We start from the raw sequence: 18522 nt of genomic DNA on the forward strand, positions 1-18522 counted from the left end.
CCGCAGGACGAGCCGCCGCCGCAGGAGGAACCGCCGCCGCACGAGGAGCCACCTCCGCTCCCGCAGGACGAACTCCCGTTGTTGCCGCCGGCCCACCAGCTGTCCCCGCCCGAACGGCGCCGCCCGTCGCGCCCCCGCGCACCCGGCCGGACCGCCGCCCTCGGCTTCTTCCTCCCCTTCACCACGATCGAGACGACCGTCCCGACCAGAGCGATCACGATGACTATTTCGACGAATTCCTTCACCGACCTCACGCCTTTCTTCCCCCGAAGCGAGGTCCCCCCGCTTCCGCACGCTCGCGCGCGTTCTTCGCTTCCTGCGTGACCGGGGGATTCCCCCGCCCCCGAACGGCCAAAGCAGACTTGAGCAACTCCAGAGCTTGCGCGCAGGATGGCCGCCATGACACAGGGACGACCGCTGCTCAACCGCCGCCTCGCGGAGTTCGGTACGACGATCTTCGCGGAGATGTCGGCGCTCGCCGTACGGACCGGTTCCATCAACCTCGGCCAGGGCTTCCCCGACACCGACGGCCCGGAGGAGGTCCGGGAGGCCGCGGTCCGGGCCCTGCGCGACGGGCGCGGCAACCAGTACCCGCCCGGCCCCGGCGTCCCCGAGCTGCGCACCGCGATCGCCGACCACCAGCAGCGGCGCTACGGCCTGGTCCACGACCCGGACACCGAGGTCCTGGTCACCGCCGGTGCCACCGAGGCCATCGCCGCCTCCCTGCTGGCCCTGCTGGAACCCGGGGACGAGGTCATCGCCCTGGAGCCGTACTACGACTCGTACGCCGCCTGCATCGCCATGGCGGGCGCCGTCCGCGTCCCCGTGACCCTGCGCCCCGAGCCGTCCACCCGCACCTACCGGCTCGACCTCGACGAGCTGCGCGCCGCCGTCACCCCCCGCACCCGGCTGATCCTGCTCAACACCCCGCACAACCCCACCGGCACCGTCCTCACCCGCGAGGAACTCGGCACGATCGCCGCACTCGCCATCGAGCGCGACCTCCTCGTCGTCACCGACGAGGTCTACGAACACCTGGTCTTCGAGGGCGAACACCTCCCGCTCGCCTCGTTCCCCGGCATGCGCGAGCGCACCGTCACCATCGGCTCGGCCGGCAAGACCTATTCGTTCACCGGCTGGAAGGTCGGCTGGATCACCGCGAGCCCCGAGCTGGTGAGTGCGGTCCGTTCGGCGAAGCAGTTCCTGACGTACGTGTCGGCCGGCCCGTTCCAGTACGCGGTCGCCGAGGCCCTGCGCCTGCCCGACAGCTACTACGACGCGCTGCGCGCCGAGTTGCGCGCCGGGCGGGACCTGCTGAGCGACGGGCTCACCGAGGCGGGCTTCGAGGTGTACCGCCCGGCCGGGACGTACTTCGTCACCACCGACATCCGCCCGCTCGGCGAGAGCGACGGCTTCGCCTTCTGCCGGGCGCTGCCCGAGCGCTGCGGGGTCGTCGCCATCCCGAACGCGGTCTTCTACGACCACCGGGAGCAGGGCGCGCCGTTCGTGCGGTTCGCCTTCTGCAAGCGGAAGGGTGTGCTGGAAGAGGCGGTGGACCGCCTCAAGCAGCTGTAGCGGCCCCACGACGTACGAGGCCCGCCCCCGGGATTCACCGCGGGGCGGGCCTCCTCGTCACCGGCCGCGCACGGCGGCCCGGCGGGACCGGATCACAAGGGGTCGCACTTGGTGTCGCGGTAGCCCCGCCAGTCGTGGCGGCTGACGCACGCGCCTTCCAGCATGTTGTCGCCGTACTTGTAGGTGTACGTCGCGCCGGTGTCGCAGCCGTTTTCGTCCGCGTCCGTGCGATGCACATGTGTTTCCCTCGTCCCAGGGCTGTGGAGGGCCGGTCGGCGGGTTCCCCCGTACAGCCTTCGGTTTCCCCCGGTACCGCCGGCCGACCGTGACCGGGTGCGGGGTGCCGAAGGGTTCCGCCCCCGCGCCGATCACGGGTCCCACCCTGCGGGGCGGACCGTGTACCGACCTTGCAGAGACCTGGAATCCCCTGGTCGGGAGCGGGTTTCCGAGCACCGGGAAGAGATCCGGGAACGCGAGGAGCCCGGCCGGGCGGTGGTCGCGGGGACCGCCGTCCGGGCCGGGCTCTCGTGGGCCGGTTCGGGCTCAGGCGTCGGGAGCGGCCTGCTCCGTGCCGTCCGCCTTCTCCTCGGCCGGCGCCAGACCGAGCCGGTCCTTGAGCCACTTGTCGAACTCGATCGAGGCGCGCACCCAGCTGACCGTCGACGAGACGAAGTGCTCCAGGCTGACGCCCGTACCGATGAGCATCTGCGCCTCGCCGATCAGGCGGACCGAGACCTCGGTGTCCTCGGCGCCCTCCTCGGGCTCGTGGGTGTGCGTGTAGACCTTGGGCCACAGGGTGCGGCGGTTCCAGTCGTCGATCGCGTCGAGCAGGACCGGGCGCTGGTCCGCGGCGTGCGGGAAGTCGTAGAACGTACGGACCGAGAAGACCTGCTGCTCGTCCTCGCCGCGGAACATGAAGTACGTGCGGAAGTCCTCCCACGGCGCCGCGAGGTCGCCCTCGTCGTCGACGACGTACTTCAGCTCCATCTGGTCCAGGAGCTGCTTGACGAGGTCCTGGTCGGGGACGACGGGGCCCTCCGGTCCTGCGGCCTGCGGTTCGGGCTGGCCCCCGAAATTAGGAATCGAGGACGGATCGATAGACATCGCTGGGTACTCCTGTGGATCGCTCGCGGTTTCCTGCCGACGACCCTAGCCGCGTTTCGCCGCCAGGGGGGTCCAGGGTCTGCCTATGCCTTCCATGCCTTTCGGGGAATCATCTGCGCATCGCTCGCCCGCGCCCGTGACCAGGCGGCGGCGGCAAGGACCGCGCAGAGCACCCCGAGGAGTCCGGCCGCGCCGATGGTGTTCGCCGACGAGCCGGTCAGCTCCGTCGCGACACCCCCGAGGGCGACGCCGACCCCCTGCATGGCGGTCACCCCCGACCTGGCCAGCCCCAGCGCCTGGCCGCGCTGGTCGACCGGTGTCAGGAGGACGAAGGTGGCCCCGGCGGTGATCTGGTAGGCGGAGCACACCCCGGCCACCATCAGCAGGAACATGGCCGCGCCGACGCCGGGATCGAGCCAGTAGGCGACCAGCGGCAGATTCGCACCGATCGCCAGCGGCCCGAGCAGCCGACGCCGCGACTCGTCGCCGACCCGCCCCAGCAGGGCCGCCCCCAGCACCATTCCCGCCGGATGCGAGGCGAGCAGGAGTCCCACCGAGTACGCGCCGCCGCCGGCCTCCTCCGCGAACGGGGCGGCCAGCCCCTCCGGCAGGACGACGAACCCCGCGAGCCACCCCAGCGCGATCAGCGACCGGAGCCTGCGGTCCGCCCAGATCAGCCCCGCCGCGCCCCCGACCTGTGCGCCGAGCCGCTTCCTGCGGGCATCCGCACTCGCCGCGGGACGGGCCTTCACGCCGAACCTGACCAGCATCGCCGAGAGGAGGAAGGTCAACGCGTTCACGCCCAGCGAGAGGTTGCTGCCCAGCCACGCGGCCAGCAGACCTCCGCCGGCGAAGCCGACCAGCTGTCCGGTCTGGTGGGTGATCTGCATGACCCGCTGGCCGCGTTCGTACCGCTCGGCGCCGAGCACGGTGGGCAGCAGCGCGCCCTGGGCGGCGCCGAAGGGCGCCTCGGCCAGCTGCGCCAGCACCAGCAGCCCCGCGAGCAGCGGCAGGGGCATCCCGGGCAGAGCCATCAGCCCGACCAGCACCATCCGCACGAGGTCGCAGCTGATCATGACCGTACGCCGGGGGAACCGGTCCGCCAGGCCGGACAGGAGCACCCCGGACAGCAGCGCGGGCAAGGTCGTCAGCGCATACGTCGCCGCGGTCCACCCTGGCGAGTCGGTGCGCTCGAACACGAGCAACGACAGGGCCACGCGCGCCAGCTGATCACCCAGGATCGACTGGGCATAAGCAGCCCAAAGAGTACGGAATTCGCCAAGGTGAAAGAGATTGTCAGATCTGGGTTTTTTGGGACCCGAATTTATCTCATCGCCCATCCGCTCGTTCATGCGGGCACGCTACCGACTGCCGAATTCGGCCCCCAAGCGTGCCTGCGAGCAGGCCATGACGGACGCCGCGAGGTGTCCTGATTATTCGCACGACACCGGGTGGAAGCCGCCCGCGCCCGAACAGAAGTCCCTTATCAGGGGCCGGGGATGCGGCGGGGAACGGGGGCGGGCCGGGAGATCCCACCCATCGGRGCGGAGCAAGGCGTTTGGCTCAATATCGCTGTTGGGCAATGGATCACCGATGACGGTGAACGTTTTCGTCTTTCTCCCGACATCACCTCAATTCCTCGCCTCCTGCCCGACAGGGAAGTGGCGGCGGACCCACGGAGGACTGACGGCGCGAACGACGGGGCCCCGGCCCGGGAACCGTGCGGTCCTCGGGCCGGGGCCCCGTCATCGGCGGGCCGGGCGCCCTCCTACGCGGTCGCGCCCGACGCCCCGCCCGAGGTCGCGGGCCCGACGAGCAGGTCGTCCCCGACCCGGTCCACCCGGACGGTGTCCCCGTCCCTGACCTCGCCCGCGAGGATCTCCTTCGCCAGCCGGTCGCCGATGGACGTCTGGATGAGGCGGCGCAGCGGCCGTGCCCCGTACGCCGGGTCGTTGCCCTCCTCGGCCAGCCAGGCCAGGGCCTCGGGCGTGACGTCGAGGGTGAGCCGGCGGTCGGCCAGCCGCTTGGCGAGCCGGTCGATCTGGAGCCGTGCGATGTGCGCCAGCTCGTCGCCGGACAGCGCGGAGAAGACCACCAGGTCGTCGAGCCGGTTGAGGAACTCCGGCTTGAACGAGCCCCGCACGACCTCCAGGACCTGCGCCTTCTTCTCCTCGGGCTTGGTCAGGGGGTCGACCAGGAACTGGCTGCCGAGGTTGGAGGTCAGGATCAGGATGGTGTTGCGGAAGTCCACCGTCCGGCCCTGTCCGTCGGTGAGCCGGCCGTCGTCGAGGACCTGGAGCAGGATGTCGAAGACCTCGGGGTGGGCCTTCTCGACCTCGTCCAGCAGCACGACGCTGTACGGGCGTCGGCGGACCGCCTCGGTGAGCTGGCCGCCCTCCTCGTAGCCGACGTACCCGGGCGGGGCGCCGACGAGCCGCGCCACGCTGTGCTTCTCGCCGTACTCGCTCATGTCGATGCGGACCATGGCCCGCTCGTCGTCGAACAGGAAGTCGGCGAGCGCCTTCGCCAGCTCCGTCTTGCCGACCCCGGTCGGGCCGAGGAAGAGGAACGATCCGGTGGGCCGGTCGGGGTCGGCGATCCCGGCACGGGTGCGGCGCACCGCGTCCGAAACCGCCCGCACCGCCTCCGCCTGTCCGATGAGCCGCCTGCCGAGTTCGTCCTCCATGCGCAGCAGCTTCTGGGTCTCGCCCTCCAGCAGGCGTCCGGCCGGGATGCCGGTCCAGGAGCCGACGACGTCGGCGATGTCGTCCGGGCCGACCTCCTCCTTGACCATGGTGTCCTTCGCGGCCTCCTGCTCGGCCTCGGACGCCTCCGCGAGCTCCCGCTCCAGGCCGGGGATCTCCCCGTAGAGCAGCTTGGACGCGGTGTCGAAGTCGCCGTCGCGCTGGGCGCGCTCGGCCTGGCCGTGCAGCCCGTCGAGGCGTTCCTTCAGCTCACCGACGCGGTTGAGGCCCTGCTTCTCCTTCTCCCAGCGGGCGTTGAGGCCGCGCAGTTCCTCCTCCTTGTCGGCGAGGTCGCGGCGGAGCCGCTCCAGGCGCTCCCTGGAGCCCGGGTCGGTCTCGTTCTTGAGCGCCAGCTCCTCCATGTGGAGGCGGTCGACGGCGCGCTGGAGCTCGTCGATCTCGACGGGCGAGGAGTCGATCTCCATGCGCAGCCGGGACGCCGCCTCGTCGACCAGGTCGATGGCCTTGTCGGGCAGGAAGCGGGAGGTGATGTAGCGGTCGGACAGGGTCGCGGCGGCCACCAGCGCGGAGTCCGCGATGGAGACCTTGTGGTGCGCCTCGTACCGGCCCTTGAGCCCGCGCAGGATCGCGATGGTGTCCTCGACGCTCGGCTCGGCCACCAGCACCTGCTGGAAACGGCGCTCCAGGGCGGGGTCCTTCTCGATGCGCTCGCGGTACTCGTCGAGCGTCGTCGCACCGACCATGCGCAGCTCGCCGCGGGCCAGCATCGGCTTGAGCATGTTGCCGGCGTCCATGGCGGAGTCGCCCCCGGCGCCCGCGCCCACGACGGTGTGCAGCTCGTCGATGAAGGTGATGATCTGCCCGTCGCTCTCCTTGATCTCGGAGAGGACGGTCTTCAGCCGCTCCTCGAACTCGCCGCGGTACTTGGCGCCCGCGACCATCGCGCCGAGGTCGAGCGAGACGAGCCGCTTGTTCTTCAGGGACTCGGGGACGTCGCCCTTGACGATGCGCTGGGCGAGTCCCTCGACGACGGCGGTCTTGCCGACGCCGGGCTCACCGATGAGCACCGGGTTGTTCTTGGTGCGGCGGGACAGGACCTGGACGACCCGGCGGATCTCCTGGTCGCGGCCGATGACCGGGTCGAGCTTGCCCTCGCGCGCGGCCGCCGTGAAGTCCGTGCCGAACTTCTCCAGCGCCTTGTACTGGCCCTCCGGGTCGGGTGTGGTCACCCGGCGTCCTCCCCTGCTCTTCTCGAATGCGTCCAGCAGCCTCTTCGCACTGGCGCCCTGCCCACCGAGGATCTCACCGGCGCGACCGCCCTCGGCGGCGATGCCGATCAGCAGGTGCTCGGTGGAGAGGTAGTCGTCGCCGAGCTCCTTCGCGCGCCGCGCGGCGTCCGCGATGACGGCGAGCAGCTCGCGGTTGGGCTGCGGCGGGGCGACCGTCGAGCCCGTGACGCTGGGCTCCGCGCCCAGGAGTCGTTCGGCCTCGGTGCGTACGACGATCTGGTCGGCCTCGACGGCGGCGAGCAGATCGGTGATGTTCTCGTTGTCCTCGCCCGCGAGCAGCGCGAGCAGCAGGTGCCCGGGGGTCAGATCGGGGTGCCCGTCCTTCACGGCCCTGTTGGTGGCCGCGTTGATGGCGTCCCGGCTCTTGTTGGTCAGCTCGGCGTCCACGTGCGCTTTCTCCTCCTTGCGGTGACTGCCCTCTCCACAACACTGACTTAGTCAACGTGCACAAAGTTGAGTCTACCCCACTCAAGACAATGTTGAGTCCACTCCGCTCAACTTGCCGCACCCTCCCGTGCCGCACGCCCGCCCCGCACGCGCTCCGGCCCGACATGTCGAGTGAACCGGCCGCCCCGCCCCTCCGCCACCGCAGCGAAGACCGCCACCCGAACCGGGCGGGGCGGGCCCCGGACAGGGCCGGAACAGGCCGGAACGGGTCTGGACGGGTCTGGACGGGGTCGGAACGGGGGTGGGGCCGGTGCCGTGAGCGCACTGCCTACGCTGTCCCCATGGCAGTCGACGTGACGAACCCCGGCCCCGAATACCTCGCCTTCTGGCGCGCGCGGCACGTGTGCACCCTGACCACGCCCCGCCCCGACGGCACTCCGCACGTGGTGCCGGTGGGCGTGACGTACGACCCGGAGACCCGGCTGGCGCGGGTCATCACCGGCAGGAACACCCGCAAGGCCGCCAACGTCCTGGCCGCCGGCCCGGAGGGGGCACGGGTCGCCGTCTGCCAGATCGACGGGCGCCACTGGGCGACGCTGGAGGGGCGTGCGACGGTGCGCACGGAACCGGAGGCGGTGGCCGACGCCGTACGCCGCTACACGGAACGCTACGGGCGCACGCCGCGGCCGAACCCGGACCGGATCGTCATAGAGATCGCCGTGGACCGGGCGCTCGGCAGGGCCTGACCGTCCGGCCGGCCGACCCGGGACGCCCCGGGGGGAACCGGCCGGGAAAAGCACAACGGCGCCATCGTGTTCAGGTCACGATGGCGCCGTTGTGTGGGGGAGTGACTGAGCGACATGGAACGACGGGGGATCGCTCAGGCACTGCGGGGGGTGGCGGAAATAGTCTCTGGCTCGAACAGCTGGTGGTCCCGCCGGTCGAGGTTGACGAAGATCATGTCGTACCGGATCGCGCAGCGAACGGGCTGCGGAGCTCCACGCGGCTTGCGGAGGCACCGGTAGGCGCGTACTTCGTCGTCTTCTTCACGTGCAACAACGATGGGGTCGCCGAACAGAGTGACCATCAGCGAGTCGCCACGGCGGGGAAGGGCGGTGACGAGATCGATGAAATGCCAGCCTGATCGGTAGGCCGTAGCCATCTCACGCCGGAAGGTCCGGTCGTCCGGCGGGATGGTCATGCGCTTGTGCGGGCCGTGGCGGAGCCGGTACCGGTGGGCGAGACCCAGCCGATGTCGGCGGGCGAGACCCAGCCGATGTCACCCTCGGCCGAAGCCTGGACGACCCACCCGATGTCGGACGACTTGGCGGGCGCGACCGGCCAACCGATGTCACCGGTGGCCCCGGCCTGAACGCTCCAGCCGATGTCACCACCGGCGACAGCATCCTCGCTCCAGCCAATGTCGCCGCCGCCCAGCAGCCCGACACCCAGGGCCGCGACGAATGAGACGGCAAGCGCCGAGCGAAGCATTCGCTTATACATAGTCGGCTTCGTCCTCACTTGTGGATTCTTCTCCCCCGCACCTAAGACGATGTCCCACCTGGGCACGCGAACACCACTGCGTAGATGCATCATGTTCCTGCATGTGCAAGAACCTGGGGGGTGACGATATGACCATAAGCGACACAAATCCGACACATTCTCATGGGATCACGGAGCTGTGTGAGGCAGGAGGACGTCTTTACGCCAGCGCATTGCGCATGGGACGCATCGCCCGCATCGAGGTGGAACCGGCGCCCTGCCTGATGGAGTTCGCGCTGCTGCATCCCGACCCCGACGACCCGGCCTGGCTCCGGCCCGTTCCGCCGTCCACCGCCCTCGCGCAACATCTGCACCCCATCGAGCGCGAGATCCTGGAACGCCGCCGGCACTCGGTCGAGCTGACGGAATCGTTCGAACCGTTCATGGACATCAGCACGCTGGGGCCGCCGACCACGCACGCCATCACCGTGCTGGAGGGCGTGAACCGGATCAACGCCGCCCTCGATCTCGCCACCGCAGAGTGCCGCACCGAAGTGCTCACCGTCCAGCCCGGTGGAGGCCGCAGCGAGGACCGTCTCAGCAAGTCGCTGGAGCGCGGCCTGTCCGTCGTCCACCGCGGCATCGGCATCCGCACCCTCTACCAGCACACCGCGCGCCACAGCCCCAGCACGCTCGCGTACGCGGAACGCATGGCCGACGACAACATGGAGATACGCACCCTCGAAGAGCTCATCGGCCGTCTGATCGTGTTCGACCGGACCGTAGCCTTCATCCCGGCCAGCGACGACGACCAGGTCGCCCTGGAACTCCGTCATCCCGGGCTGGTCGAGTACCTGGCCAACGTGTTCGAGCAGCTGTGGACCAGAGCGGCTCCCCTGCGCGAGGAGGTCAAGTACGAGCCGACCTCCCTGGGCATCAGCGGGGTGCAGCGCTCCATCGCCCAACTCCTCGTGGAGGGGCACGTGGACGACTCCATCGCCCGCCGCCTCGGCATGAACGTCCGCACCTGCCGGGCCCACGTCGCCAAACTCGCCGCCGCCCTCGGCAGCAACAGCCGGGCCCAGCTCGGCTATCTGATAGCCCGGTCGGGAATCCTGGAGGAAGAGGGACAGGGCTGACCGGGCCGCGCCCGCGGCCCGGCGGAGAACGCCCGGGACGACGGACCGGARCGGGCGACGGGAAAGGCCGCCCCGCGGGCCCGCACGCCGCCCGCTGCGGCCCCGGCGGCCCCGCGGGCCCCGGTGTCGCCCGATCCGGCCCTGTGCGCCCGCCGGTCGCCCGCTTCCCGCGCCTCCCGCCCCGGGAGGCGGCGGTTCCCGCCCGACGCGTCCCACGGGCCCCTCACGCCCTCTTCGCGCCCCCGCCCCACTCCGTCAGCAGCCTCTCGCGCTCGGCGCGCCCGGGGGTGCCGTCCCGGTGGTCGCGCCCCCAGGCGAACAGGGCGGCGGGGGTGGCCCGGCCGTCGGCGAAGGCTTCGAGGAGGGCGCTCGACAGGTCGAACTCCTCGGCGCCGTAGGAGAGGGCGGCCGAGAAGGCGGTCAACTCCACCTTCCCCTCCGGTGTTTCGAAGTGCACGAACATCGCGGGGCCGTCGTCGACCCCGCCGAACGCCGATGTGGTCACGATGTCCAGAAGGATTCCGGCCGTCTTTCCCACCGTGGAACGCACGGGTGCGGCAAGGACCTCGATGTCCCGGACGTCCTCCCACGCCCACTGGCCGCTCTGCTCCTCGCCGATCCCCGTCAGCCCCTCCTCGGTGACCAGGACACCGGCGTTGGGCTCGTTCGGCGGGGCACCTATGTGGACCGTCGATCCGGTGATCCAGAAGAGGCCGACCATGGACATGCGTGACTCCCGACTCTGCCGCCGGTCGGCCCGGACCCGGCACCGGTGGCGGTGGCAATGGCAATGGCGGTAGCGGTGGCGGTGGTGGACGAAACGGGGCGCCGACGGCCCCCTGCCCATTGTGGCGAGGCCCGATCGGATCAGTGATCCGATTTCGGCCGAACATCCCGACAACACGCACCGGCCGCCCGTACCACCGCCGGGACCACTCCGGAGGGGCCGGAAACGCCGAAGGGGCGGGAAACGCCGGAGGGGCCGGAAACGTCGAAGGGGCGGGAAACGAACCGTGGTTCGTTCCCCGCCCCTCCGGCGGTCGGGACCGGCCCGGCGCCCGGCGTGCGGCGCCGCCCGGTCCCCCGGTTCAGTCCTTGGACCGCTTCGGCCGCCAGACCACCAGTGCGCTGGTCTGCTGCACGTCCTGGTACGGCACCAGGTCGCGCCGGTACGAGGCGTGCACCTGCGCCTCGCGCTGCTGCATCGCCTGCGCCGCGCCGTCCACGGCCGCCGAGAGCTCGGCGACGCGCTGCTGGAGCGCGGCGACCTGGTTCTCCAGCTCGATGATGCGCTTGATGCCGGCGAGGTTGATGCCCTCGTCCTGCGACAACTGCTGCACGGTGCGCAGCAGCTCGATGTCACGGGCCGAGTAGCGCCTGCCGCGCCCGGCCGTGCGGTCCGGCGAGACCAGGCCGAGCCGGTCGTACTGGCGCAGTGTCTGCGGATGGAGACCTGAGAGCTGGGCCGCGATCGAGATCACGTACACCGGTGTCTCATCGGTCAGTTCGTACGGATTGCGTCGTCGGCCGTCCACCTCAAGCTCCCTTCGCCGCCTGGAACAGTGCCGCCCGCGGGTCGTGGCCCGCGGTCGCCTTGCGGTAGGCCTCCAGGGCTTCCCTGGCCTCGTCGCCGAGGTCCTTGGGCACCGCCACCTCGACGGTGACCAGCAGGTCGCCCCGGGTGCCGTCCTTGCGCACGGCGCCCTTGCCCCGGGCACGCATCGTGCGCCCGTTGGGCGTGCCGGCCGGCAGCTTCAGCGTGACCGGGGGCCCGCCGAGCGTGGGGACCTTCACCTCGCCGCCGAGTGCCGCCTCCGTGAAGTCGACGGGCACGGTGACCGTGAGGTTGTCGTCCCTGCGGCCGAAGACCGGGTGGGCGTCGACGTGGACGACCACGTACAGGTCGCCGGCCGGGCCGCCCCGCTCGCCCGGTCCGCCCTTGCCGCGCAGCCGGATCCGCTGGCCGTCCGAGACGCCCGCCGGAATCCTGACCTGCATGGTCCGGGAGGACTTCGCCCGCCCGCTGCCCTTGCAGACGTCGCAGGGGTCCTGGGCGATCAGGCCCCGGCCCTTGCAGTCCACGCAGGGGTCGGTGAGCGAGAAGCCGCCGCCGGTGCCGCGCGACACCTGGCCGGTCCCGAGACAGGTCTGGCAGACCCTGGGGGTGCCGTTCTTGTCGCCGGTGCCGGAACACGCCTTGCAGGGTGCCTGGCTGGACATCCGCAGCGGGACCGTGGCTCCCTCGACCGCCTCCATGAAGCTGAGCGTCACCTCGGACTCGATGTCCTGGCCGCGCCGCGGCTGGACCCTCGTCCCCGTACCGCCCCGGTTGAACAGACCGCCGAAGACATCGCCCAGGCCGCCGCCGCCGAAGCCGCCGCCGCCCTGACCCCCGCCCTGGGCACCCCCGAAGAGATCGCCCAGGTCGAAGTTGAAGTTGCCCCCGGCGCCCCCGGGCCCGGCCCTGAAGCCACCGTTGCCGAAGAGGGCGCGCGCCTCGTCGTACTCCTTGCGCTTCTTGGCGTCGCCGAGGATGTCGTTCGCCTCGGAGATCTCCTTGAAGCGCTCCTCCGCCTTGTCGTCGCCCTTGTTGGCGTCCGGGTGGAACTCGCGGGCGAGCTTGCGGTACGCCTTCTTGATCTCGGCGTCGGTGGCGTCCTTGGGGACGCCGAGGACCTTGTAGTAGTCCTTCTCGACGAAGTCCTTCGTGCTCATCGACGTCCCTCCTTCCGGACGATCGGCCGTGCGGCCGGCCCGTGGGCCTTCCGCACGGCCGGGCGGTGGGCCGCGAGGTGGTCAGACGGTTTGTCAGACCTCCTCGGTGCCACCGCTCTCCTCGTCGGTTGCCTTCTCTTCCTTGGCCGCGGCCGGGGTAGCGCCCGGCTGCGGTTCGGCCACCGCCACCCGCGCGGGGCGGATGGTGCGCTCGCCGATCCGATACCCCGGCTGCAGGATCGCCACGCAGGTCGTCTCCGTGACGTCCGGCGCGTACGAGTGCATCAGGGCCTCGTGGATCGTCGGGTCGAAGGGCTCGCCCTCCTTGCCGAACTGCTGCAGACCCAGCTTGGCGACGACCGTCTCCAAGGACTCGGCCACCGACTTGAACCCGCCCACGAGCTCGCCGTGGTCCCTGGCCCGGCCGACGTCGTCGAGCACGGGCAGGAGCTCGGACAGGAGACCCGCGACTGCGATCTCCTTGACCGTGGTCCGGTCCCGCTCGACGCGACGGCGGTAGTTCTGGTACTCGGCCTGGAGCCGCTGGAGGTCGCCGGTGCGCTCGTTGAGCGCGCTGCGCGCCTGGTCCAGCTGGGCCGTCAGGCCGACGTTCTGTGCTGCGTCCCCGGCCGGGGACGCCTCCTTCTCCGAGGAGGAGGGGGCGTCCTTCGGCTCAGCTCCGTCAGGGGTGGCGTCGGAGGGGACGTCGGGCTTCTCCTCGAAGCCCGGAGTCTCCTCGGTCACACCGCACCGCCCTTGGTGTCCTTCTCGTCGTCCACGATCTCGGCGTCGACGACGTCGTCATCGGCCTTGGCCTGCTGGGCACCCGCCTGCGGGGCGTCCTGCGGGGCACCGTCGGCCTGGGCGTTGGCGTACATCGCCTGGCCGAGCTTCTGGGAGACGGCCGCGACCTTCTCCGTGGCGGTACGGATCTCGGCGGTGTCCTCGCCCTTGAGCTTCTCCTTCAGCTCGGTGAGCGCGGTCTCCACCTCCGTCTTCACGTCGCCGGGGACCTTGTCCTCGTTGTCCTTGAGGAACTTCTCCGTCTGGTAGACGAGCTGCTCGCCCTGGTTGCGGGACTCGGCGGCCTCGCGGCGGGCGTGGTCCTCCTCCGCGTACTTCTCGGCCTCCTCGCGCATCCGGTTGACCTCGTCCTTCGGCAGCGAGGAGCCGCCGGTGACGGTCATCTTCTGCTCCTTGCCGGTGCCGAGGTCCTTGGCCGCGACGTGCATGATGCCGTTGGCGTCGATGTCGAAGGCGACCTCGATCTGCGGGACGCCGCGCGGGGCCGGCGGCAGACCGGTCAGCTCGAACATGCCGAGCTTCTTGTTGTACGCCGCGATCTCGCGCTCGCCCTGGTAGACCTGGATCTGCACGGACGGCTGGTTGTCCTCGGCCGTCGTGAAGATCTCGGACCGCTTGGTCGGGATCGTGGTGTTGCGCTCGATGAGCTTGGTCATGATGCCGCCCTTGGTCTCGATGCCGAGGGACAGCGGGGTGACGTCGAGCAGCAGGACGTCCTTGACCTCGCCCTTGAGGACACCGGCCTGGAGCGAGGCGCCGATGGCGACGACCTCGTCCGGGTTCACGCCCTTGTTGGCCTCCTGGCCACCGGTCAGCTCCTTGACGAGCTCGGCGACGGCCGGCATGCGGGTCGAACCACCGACGAGAACGACGTGGTCGATCTCGGAGAGCTGGATGCCCGCGTCCTTGACGACGTTGTGGAACGGGGTCTTGCACCGCTCCAGCAGGTCCGCGGTCAGCTGCTGGAACTGCGAGCGCGTGAGCTTCTCGTCCAGGTGCAGCGGGCCCTCGGCGGAGGCGGTGATGTAGGGCAGGTTGATCGTGGTCTCGGTCGAGGACGAGAGCTCGATCTTCGCCTTCTCGGCGGCCTCGCGCAGACGCTGGAGGGCCATCTTGTCCTTGGACAGGTCCACGCCGTGCCCGTTGGCGAACTGCTTCACCAGGTAGTCGACGACGCGCTGGTCCCAGTCGTCACCACCGAGGTGGTTGTCACCGTTGGTGGCCTTCACCTCGACGACGCCGTCACCGATCTCCAGGAGCGACACGTCGAAGGTGCCGCCACCGAGGTCGAAGACGAGGATCGTCTGGTCGTCCTTGTCGAGCCCGTACGCCAGCGCGGCGGCGGTCGGCTCGTTGACGATGCGCAGGACGTTCAGGCCCGCGATCTCGCCGGCCTCCTTGGTGGCCTGACGCTCGGAGTCGTTGAAGTACGCGGGGACGGTGATGACCGCGTCGGTCACCTTCTCGCCCAGGTACGACTCGGCGTCCCGCTTCAGCTTCTGCAGGATGAAGGCGCTCATCTGCTGCGGGTTGAAGTTCTTGCCGTCGAGCTCGATCTTCCAGTCCGTGCCCATGTGGCGCTTGACCGAACGGATCGTCCTGTCGACGTTGGTGACCGCCTGGCGCTTGGCGACCTCTCCGACGAGAACCTCGCCGTTCTTCGCGAAGGCGACGACGGACGGCGTGGTCCTGGCGCCCTCTGCGTTGGTGATGACGGTGGGCTCGCCGCCTTCGAGAACGCTGACGACGGAGTTAGTCGTGCCCAGGTCGATGCCGACCGCACGTGCCATTTCAGTTCCTCCAGCTTGACTACTTGAGTGGATCTGACTCAAGGATGCACGACCCCCGCCACACTGTCAACAGACCTGAGCCGAGTCGACTCAACTATCGTGCACGCGCCTCACGCCACCCATGCACTTCCACTTCCACGCCCCTCGCCCGCATGCCCACCCCCTCACAGCGGCATATACGGGGCGATCACGGACGACACTCCCCCATCCCCCGGGCGGCGCAACCCCTTCCCATCATCGCCTCATGGGATCGTTCTGTCACAAAATGCTGTGAGCCACGCAAAACCGGCAATCGATCCGCCGTGACCCCCGCCCCCGGCAGGGCCGTGATCCCAGGCAGGTGCGAACGATGCAGACGCAGAGGCAACCGCGGAGACGGCGGCGGACGACCCCCCGGCACCCGGCCCGGACAGGGCCGGGGCCCGGGCAGGGAACAGGAACCGGCGCACGGACCGGGACGGAAACAAGAACAAGGACAAGAACAGGGCCGGAAGCACGGCTCCGGCCCGGACGGTGGGAGCGCCCCTCGGCCAAGCGCGTACTGGACCTGCTCCTCGGCTCGGCCCTGCTGCTCCTGACCTCGCCCCTGCTCGCCGCGGGCGCCCTCGCGCTCGCGGTCCGCCGGCCCCCGGGCGGCGTGCTGGACCGCTCGCCCCGCACCGGCCTCGGCGGCCGCGTCTTCGTCCTGCGCTCGCTGCGCACCCGGCGGCTGCGGCTGGACGCGCTCTCCCGGCTGCCGCACGTCGTACGGGGCGACCTCTCCCTGGTCGGTCCCGAACCCCTGCCCCCGTACGAGGGGAGCGGGTCCCCCGTACAGGGCGGAACCTGCACCCCGGGCACCGCCGCCTCCCCCGTCGCGAGACACTGGCGGTTGGAACTGAAACCGGGCCTCACCGGCCTGGCGCAGGTGCGCTCCCGCTCCGGAATGCCCTGGGACGAGCCGGACCTGCTCGACCAGCACTACGCCGAGCATCACCACGTGGGAATGGACCTGGCCATCCTGGTGAGGGCCGCCCACGCCCCGCTGCACCGGACGGTCCACGCACTGACCCGGCGCGGCAAGGCACGCCTGAGCGACACAGATCACCGCCGGTGCGGCTACAGCCCACCGGAAGAAGTGGATAGTGTCAGCACGGACTGATTAAGTTACTGCTTAGTAAGACCTGATAATTGCCAGTACTCGCTCATTGACACTGGATTCCACCCTCGCAGGCCCGAGGAGCCCCCAAATGCAACTCGCCGCGATCATCGTGTCGCTGGTTCTGATCGTGGTAGGCGTGGCCCTGTTCCTCCGCGCCCTCCTGCAGATCTTCAACTTCATGCGGCTCGGCCAGAACGTGCCCGCGGGCACCCGCACGGACGAGCCCGCACAGCGCACCGTCACCGTGGTCAGGGAGTTCCTCGGCCACACCCGGATGAACAGCTGGGGCATCGTCGGTGTCGCGCACTGGTTCGTGGCGGTGGGCTTCTTCTCCCTGCTGCTGACGATCGTCAACGCCATCGGCCAGCTCTTCAAGGCCGACTGGATCCTGCCGATCATCGGCGACTGGGCGCCTTACAACGTCTTCGTCGAGTTCATCGGCACGATGACCGTGCTCGGCATCCTGACCCTGATCGTCATCCGCCAGCTGGCCCATCCGCGCAAGCCGGGCCGCAAGTCCCGCTTCGCCGGGTCCAACTTCGGCCAGGCGTACTTCGTCGAGGCCGTCATCCTCATCGTCGGCGTCTGCATCTTCATGCTGCACGCCCTCGAAGGCGCCCAGCACCACGTCGACAGCTACGAGGCCTCGTTCTTCATCTCGTACCCGGTCGTCAGCTGGCTGGGGGACATGGACGTCTCCACCCTCCAGAACCTCACCTACTTCTTCGCCGGCCTGAAGATCGCGACCTCCTTCATCTGGATGATCACGGTCGCCCTGAAGCAGGACATGGGTGTCGCCTGGCACCGCTTCCTGGCCTTCCCGAACATCTGGTTCAAGCGGAACGCCGACGGCGGGACGGCGCTCGGCGCGCTGCTGCCGATGACGTCGGGCGGCAAGGAGATCGACTGGGAGGACCCGGCCGAGGACGCCGTCTTCGGCGTCCCACAGATCGAGCAGTTCTCCTGGAAGGGCATCCTCGACTTCTCCACCTGCACCGAGTGCGGCCGCTGCCAGTCGCAGTGCCCCGCCTGGAACACCGGCAAGCCGCTCTCCCCCAAGCTCCTGATCATGTCGCTGCGCGACCACGCGCACGCCAAGGCCCCGTACCTGCTGGCCGGCGGCGGCAAGACCATGGAGGGCGAGGAGAAGGCCACCGCGGAGCAGCTCAAGGACGTCCCCGCGGCCGCGCTGGCCGAGGCCGAGCGTCCGCTGATCGGCACCGTCGAGGAGAACGGCGTCATCGACCCGGACGTCCTGTGGTCCTGCACCACCTGCGGCGCCTGCGTCGAGCAGTGCCCGGTCGACATCGAGCACATCGACCACATCGTCGACATGCGCCGCTACCAGGTGATGATCGAGTCCGCGTTCCCGTCCGAGGCGGGCACGATGCTCAAGAACCTGGAGAAGAAGGGCAACCCCTGGGGCCTCGCCAAGAAGCAGCGCGTGGAGTGGACCAAGGAGGTCGACTTCGAGGTCCCGATCGTCGGCAAGGACGTCGAGGACCTCACCGAGGTCGACTACCTGTACTGGGTCGGCTGCGCCGGCGCCCTGGAGGACCGGGCCAAGAAGACCACCAAGGCCTTCGCGGAGCTCCTGCACATCGCGGGCGTCAAGTTCGCGATCATGGGCGGCGACGAGAAGTGCACCGGTGACTCGGCCCGCCGCCTCGGCAACGAGCCGCTGTTCCAGCAGCTCGGCCAGGAGAACGTCGCGATGCTGAACATGGCGTTCGGCGAGGACGACGACGAGCCGGAGACGAAGAAGCCGAAGTCGGCCAAGAAGATCGTCGCGACCTGCCCGCACTGCTTCAACACCATCGCCAACGAGTACCCGCAGCTCGGCGGCGAGTTCGAGGTCATCCACCACACCCAGCTGCTCCAGCACCTCATCGACGAGGGCAAGCTGATCCCGGTGACCCCGGTCGAGGGCCTGATCACGTACCACGACCCCTGCTACCTGGGCCGTCACAACAAGATCTACAGCCCGCCGCGCGAGATCATGGACAAGGTCCCCGGCCTGCGCCAGCAGGAGATGCACCGCCACAAGGAACGCGGCTTCTGCTGCGGCGCCGGCGGCGCCCGGATGTGGATGGAGGAGCGGATCGGCAAGCGCATCAACAACGAGCGCGTCGACGAGGCCCTCTCCCTCAACCCCGACATCGTCTCCACCGCCTGCCCGTTCTGCCTCGTCATGCTGACCGACTCGGTCAACGGCAAGAAGAACGACGGCAAGGCCAAGGAGTCGATCCAGGTCGTCGACGTCTCGCAGCTCCTGCTGGACTCGGTCAAGACCCCGATCGACCCGGCCGGGGAGGCCGAGTCGGAGGACGCGCCGGAGCCCGAACCGGCGAAGTGACCTGACAGCGGTACGCGGAAGCGGCCGGCCCGCCA

Annotated in this window: 17 protein-coding genes; 5 read left to right on the top strand and 12 right to left on the bottom strand. The window is 69.9% G+C overall.

The genetic code is table 11. The features are described from left to right. Positions 1 to 254: hypothetical protein (locus EAO76_RS45390; RefSeq protein ID WP_222872162.1), on the bottom strand; the 254-nt coding region annotated here is incomplete at its 3' end. A gap of 145 nt (positions 255 to 399) precedes the next feature. Between EAO76_RS45390 and EAO76_RS14415 the strand changes: the two genes are divergently transcribed. After that, positions 400 to 1575 carry a pyridoxal phosphate-dependent aminotransferase gene (locus EAO76_RS14415; protein ID WP_148836347.1) on the top strand — a complete coding sequence of 392 codons (1176 nt, stop codon included), beginning with the start codon at positions 400 to 402 and terminating at the stop codon, positions 1573 to 1575. 92 nt (positions 1576 to 1667) lie between these two features. Here the strand turns inward: EAO76_RS14415 and EAO76_RS44535 are convergent, their stop codons facing one another. The 4 genes from EAO76_RS44535 to clpB form a co-directional block, all read right to left on the bottom strand. Then, positions 1668 to 1811, bottom strand: a complete 144-nt coding sequence (locus EAO76_RS44535; protein WP_187438617.1) for a hypothetical protein — start codon at positions 1809 to 1811, stop codon at positions 1668 to 1670. A 307-nt stretch (positions 1812 to 2118) separates the two neighbouring features. Further along, entirely contained in the window at positions 2119 to 2679 is a 561-nt protein-coding gene (locus EAO76_RS14420) for a YbjN domain-containing protein (protein WP_148836348.1), read from the bottom strand. A gap of 83 nt (positions 2680 to 2762) precedes the next feature. Further along, positions 2763 to 4031 carry an MFS transporter gene (locus tag EAO76_RS14425; protein WP_148836349.1) on the bottom strand — a complete coding sequence of 423 codons (1269 nt, stop codon included), beginning with the start codon at positions 4029 to 4031 and terminating at the stop codon, positions 2763 to 2765. Between the two features lie 416 nt (positions 4032 to 4447). Next, positions 4448 to 7060 carry an ATP-dependent chaperone ClpB gene (gene clpB, locus EAO76_RS14430; protein WP_148836350.1) on the bottom strand — a complete coding sequence of 871 codons (2613 nt, stop codon included), beginning with the start codon at positions 7058 to 7060 and terminating at the stop codon, positions 4448 to 4450. A gap of 341 nt (positions 7061 to 7401) precedes the next feature. On the opposite strand from clpB, the gene EAO76_RS14435 reads away from it, so the two are divergent. Beyond that, a complete protein-coding gene (locus tag EAO76_RS14435; protein ID WP_148836351.1) occupies positions 7402 to 7806 on the top strand; it encodes a pyridoxamine 5'-phosphate oxidase family protein in 405 nt (134 codons plus the stop codon). A 134-nt stretch (positions 7807 to 7940) separates the two neighbouring features. Here EAO76_RS14435 and EAO76_RS14440 read toward each other — a convergent pair whose 3' ends face one another. Both EAO76_RS14440 and EAO76_RS14445 read right to left on the bottom strand, forming a co-directional pair. Further along, positions 7941 to 8261 carry a (2Fe-2S)-binding protein gene (locus tag EAO76_RS14440; RefSeq protein WP_148836352.1) on the bottom strand — a complete coding sequence of 107 codons (321 nt, stop codon included), beginning with the start codon at positions 8259 to 8261 and terminating at the stop codon, positions 7941 to 7943. Beyond that, the gene (locus EAO76_RS14445; protein WP_187438618.1) at positions 8258 to 8551 is read right to left on the bottom strand and encodes a hypothetical protein; all 294 of its coding nucleotides are present in this window, start codon (positions 8549 to 8551) and stop codon (positions 8258 to 8260) included. Before EAO76_RS14445 ends, EAO76_RS14440 begins: the two co-directional genes overlap by 4 nt. A gap of 113 nt (positions 8552 to 8664) precedes the next feature. Here EAO76_RS14445 and EAO76_RS14450 point away from each other — a divergent pair, with 113 nt between their 5' ends. Then, complete coding sequence (locus EAO76_RS14450) at positions 8665 to 9681, top strand: helix-turn-helix transcriptional regulator (protein ID WP_376038744.1); 1017 nt, start codon at positions 8665 to 8667, stop codon at positions 9679 to 9681. 223 nt (positions 9682 to 9904) lie between these two features. Here EAO76_RS14450 and EAO76_RS14455 read toward each other — a convergent pair whose 3' ends face one another. The 5 genes from EAO76_RS14455 to dnaK form a co-directional block, all read right to left on the bottom strand. Then, the gene (locus tag EAO76_RS14455) at positions 9905 to 10408 is read right to left on the bottom strand and encodes a hypothetical protein (RefSeq protein WP_148836354.1); all 504 of its coding nucleotides are present in this window, start codon (positions 10406 to 10408) and stop codon (positions 9905 to 9907) included. Between the two features lie 361 nt (positions 10409 to 10769). Beyond that, complete coding sequence (locus EAO76_RS14460; protein WP_148836355.1) at positions 10770 to 11216, bottom strand: heat shock protein transcriptional repressor HspR; 447 nt, start codon at positions 11214 to 11216, stop codon at positions 10770 to 10772. A 1-nt stretch (position 11217) separates the two neighbouring features. Further along, the gene (gene dnaJ, locus EAO76_RS14465) at positions 11218 to 12396 is read right to left on the bottom strand and encodes a molecular chaperone DnaJ (RefSeq protein WP_148836356.1); all 1179 of its coding nucleotides are present in this window, start codon (positions 12394 to 12396) and stop codon (positions 11218 to 11220) included. A gap of 93 nt (positions 12397 to 12489) precedes the next feature. Then, positions 12490 to 13140, bottom strand: coding sequence for a nucleotide exchange factor GrpE (gene grpE / locus EAO76_RS14470; protein ID WP_148836357.1), 651 nt, complete (start codon positions 13138 to 13140; stop codon positions 12490 to 12492). Further along, positions 13137 to 14990: a molecular chaperone DnaK gene (gene dnaK, locus EAO76_RS14475; RefSeq protein WP_148836358.1), complete on the bottom strand. Its 1854-nt coding sequence runs from the start codon at positions 14988 to 14990 to the stop codon at positions 13137 to 13139. The genes grpE and dnaK overlap by 4 nt, the downstream gene beginning before the upstream one ends. A 349-nt stretch (positions 14991 to 15339) precedes the next feature. Here dnaK and EAO76_RS14480 point away from each other — a divergent pair, with 349 nt between their 5' ends. After that, positions 15340 to 16131 carry a sugar transferase gene (locus EAO76_RS14480; protein WP_148836359.1) on the top strand — a complete coding sequence of 264 codons (792 nt, stop codon included), beginning with the start codon at positions 15340 to 15342 and terminating at the stop codon, positions 16129 to 16131. A gap of 88 nt (positions 16132 to 16219) precedes the next feature. Then, entirely contained in the window at positions 16220 to 18487 is a 2268-nt protein-coding gene (locus EAO76_RS14485) for a (Fe-S)-binding protein (RefSeq protein WP_148836360.1), read from the top strand. The last annotated feature ends 35 nt before the right edge of the window (positions 18488 to 18522 follow it).

Source organism: Streptomyces sp. sk2.1 (assembly GCF_008120935.1).
Classification (GTDB): domain Bacteria; phylum Actinomycetota; class Actinomycetes; order Streptomycetales; family Streptomycetaceae; genus Streptomyces.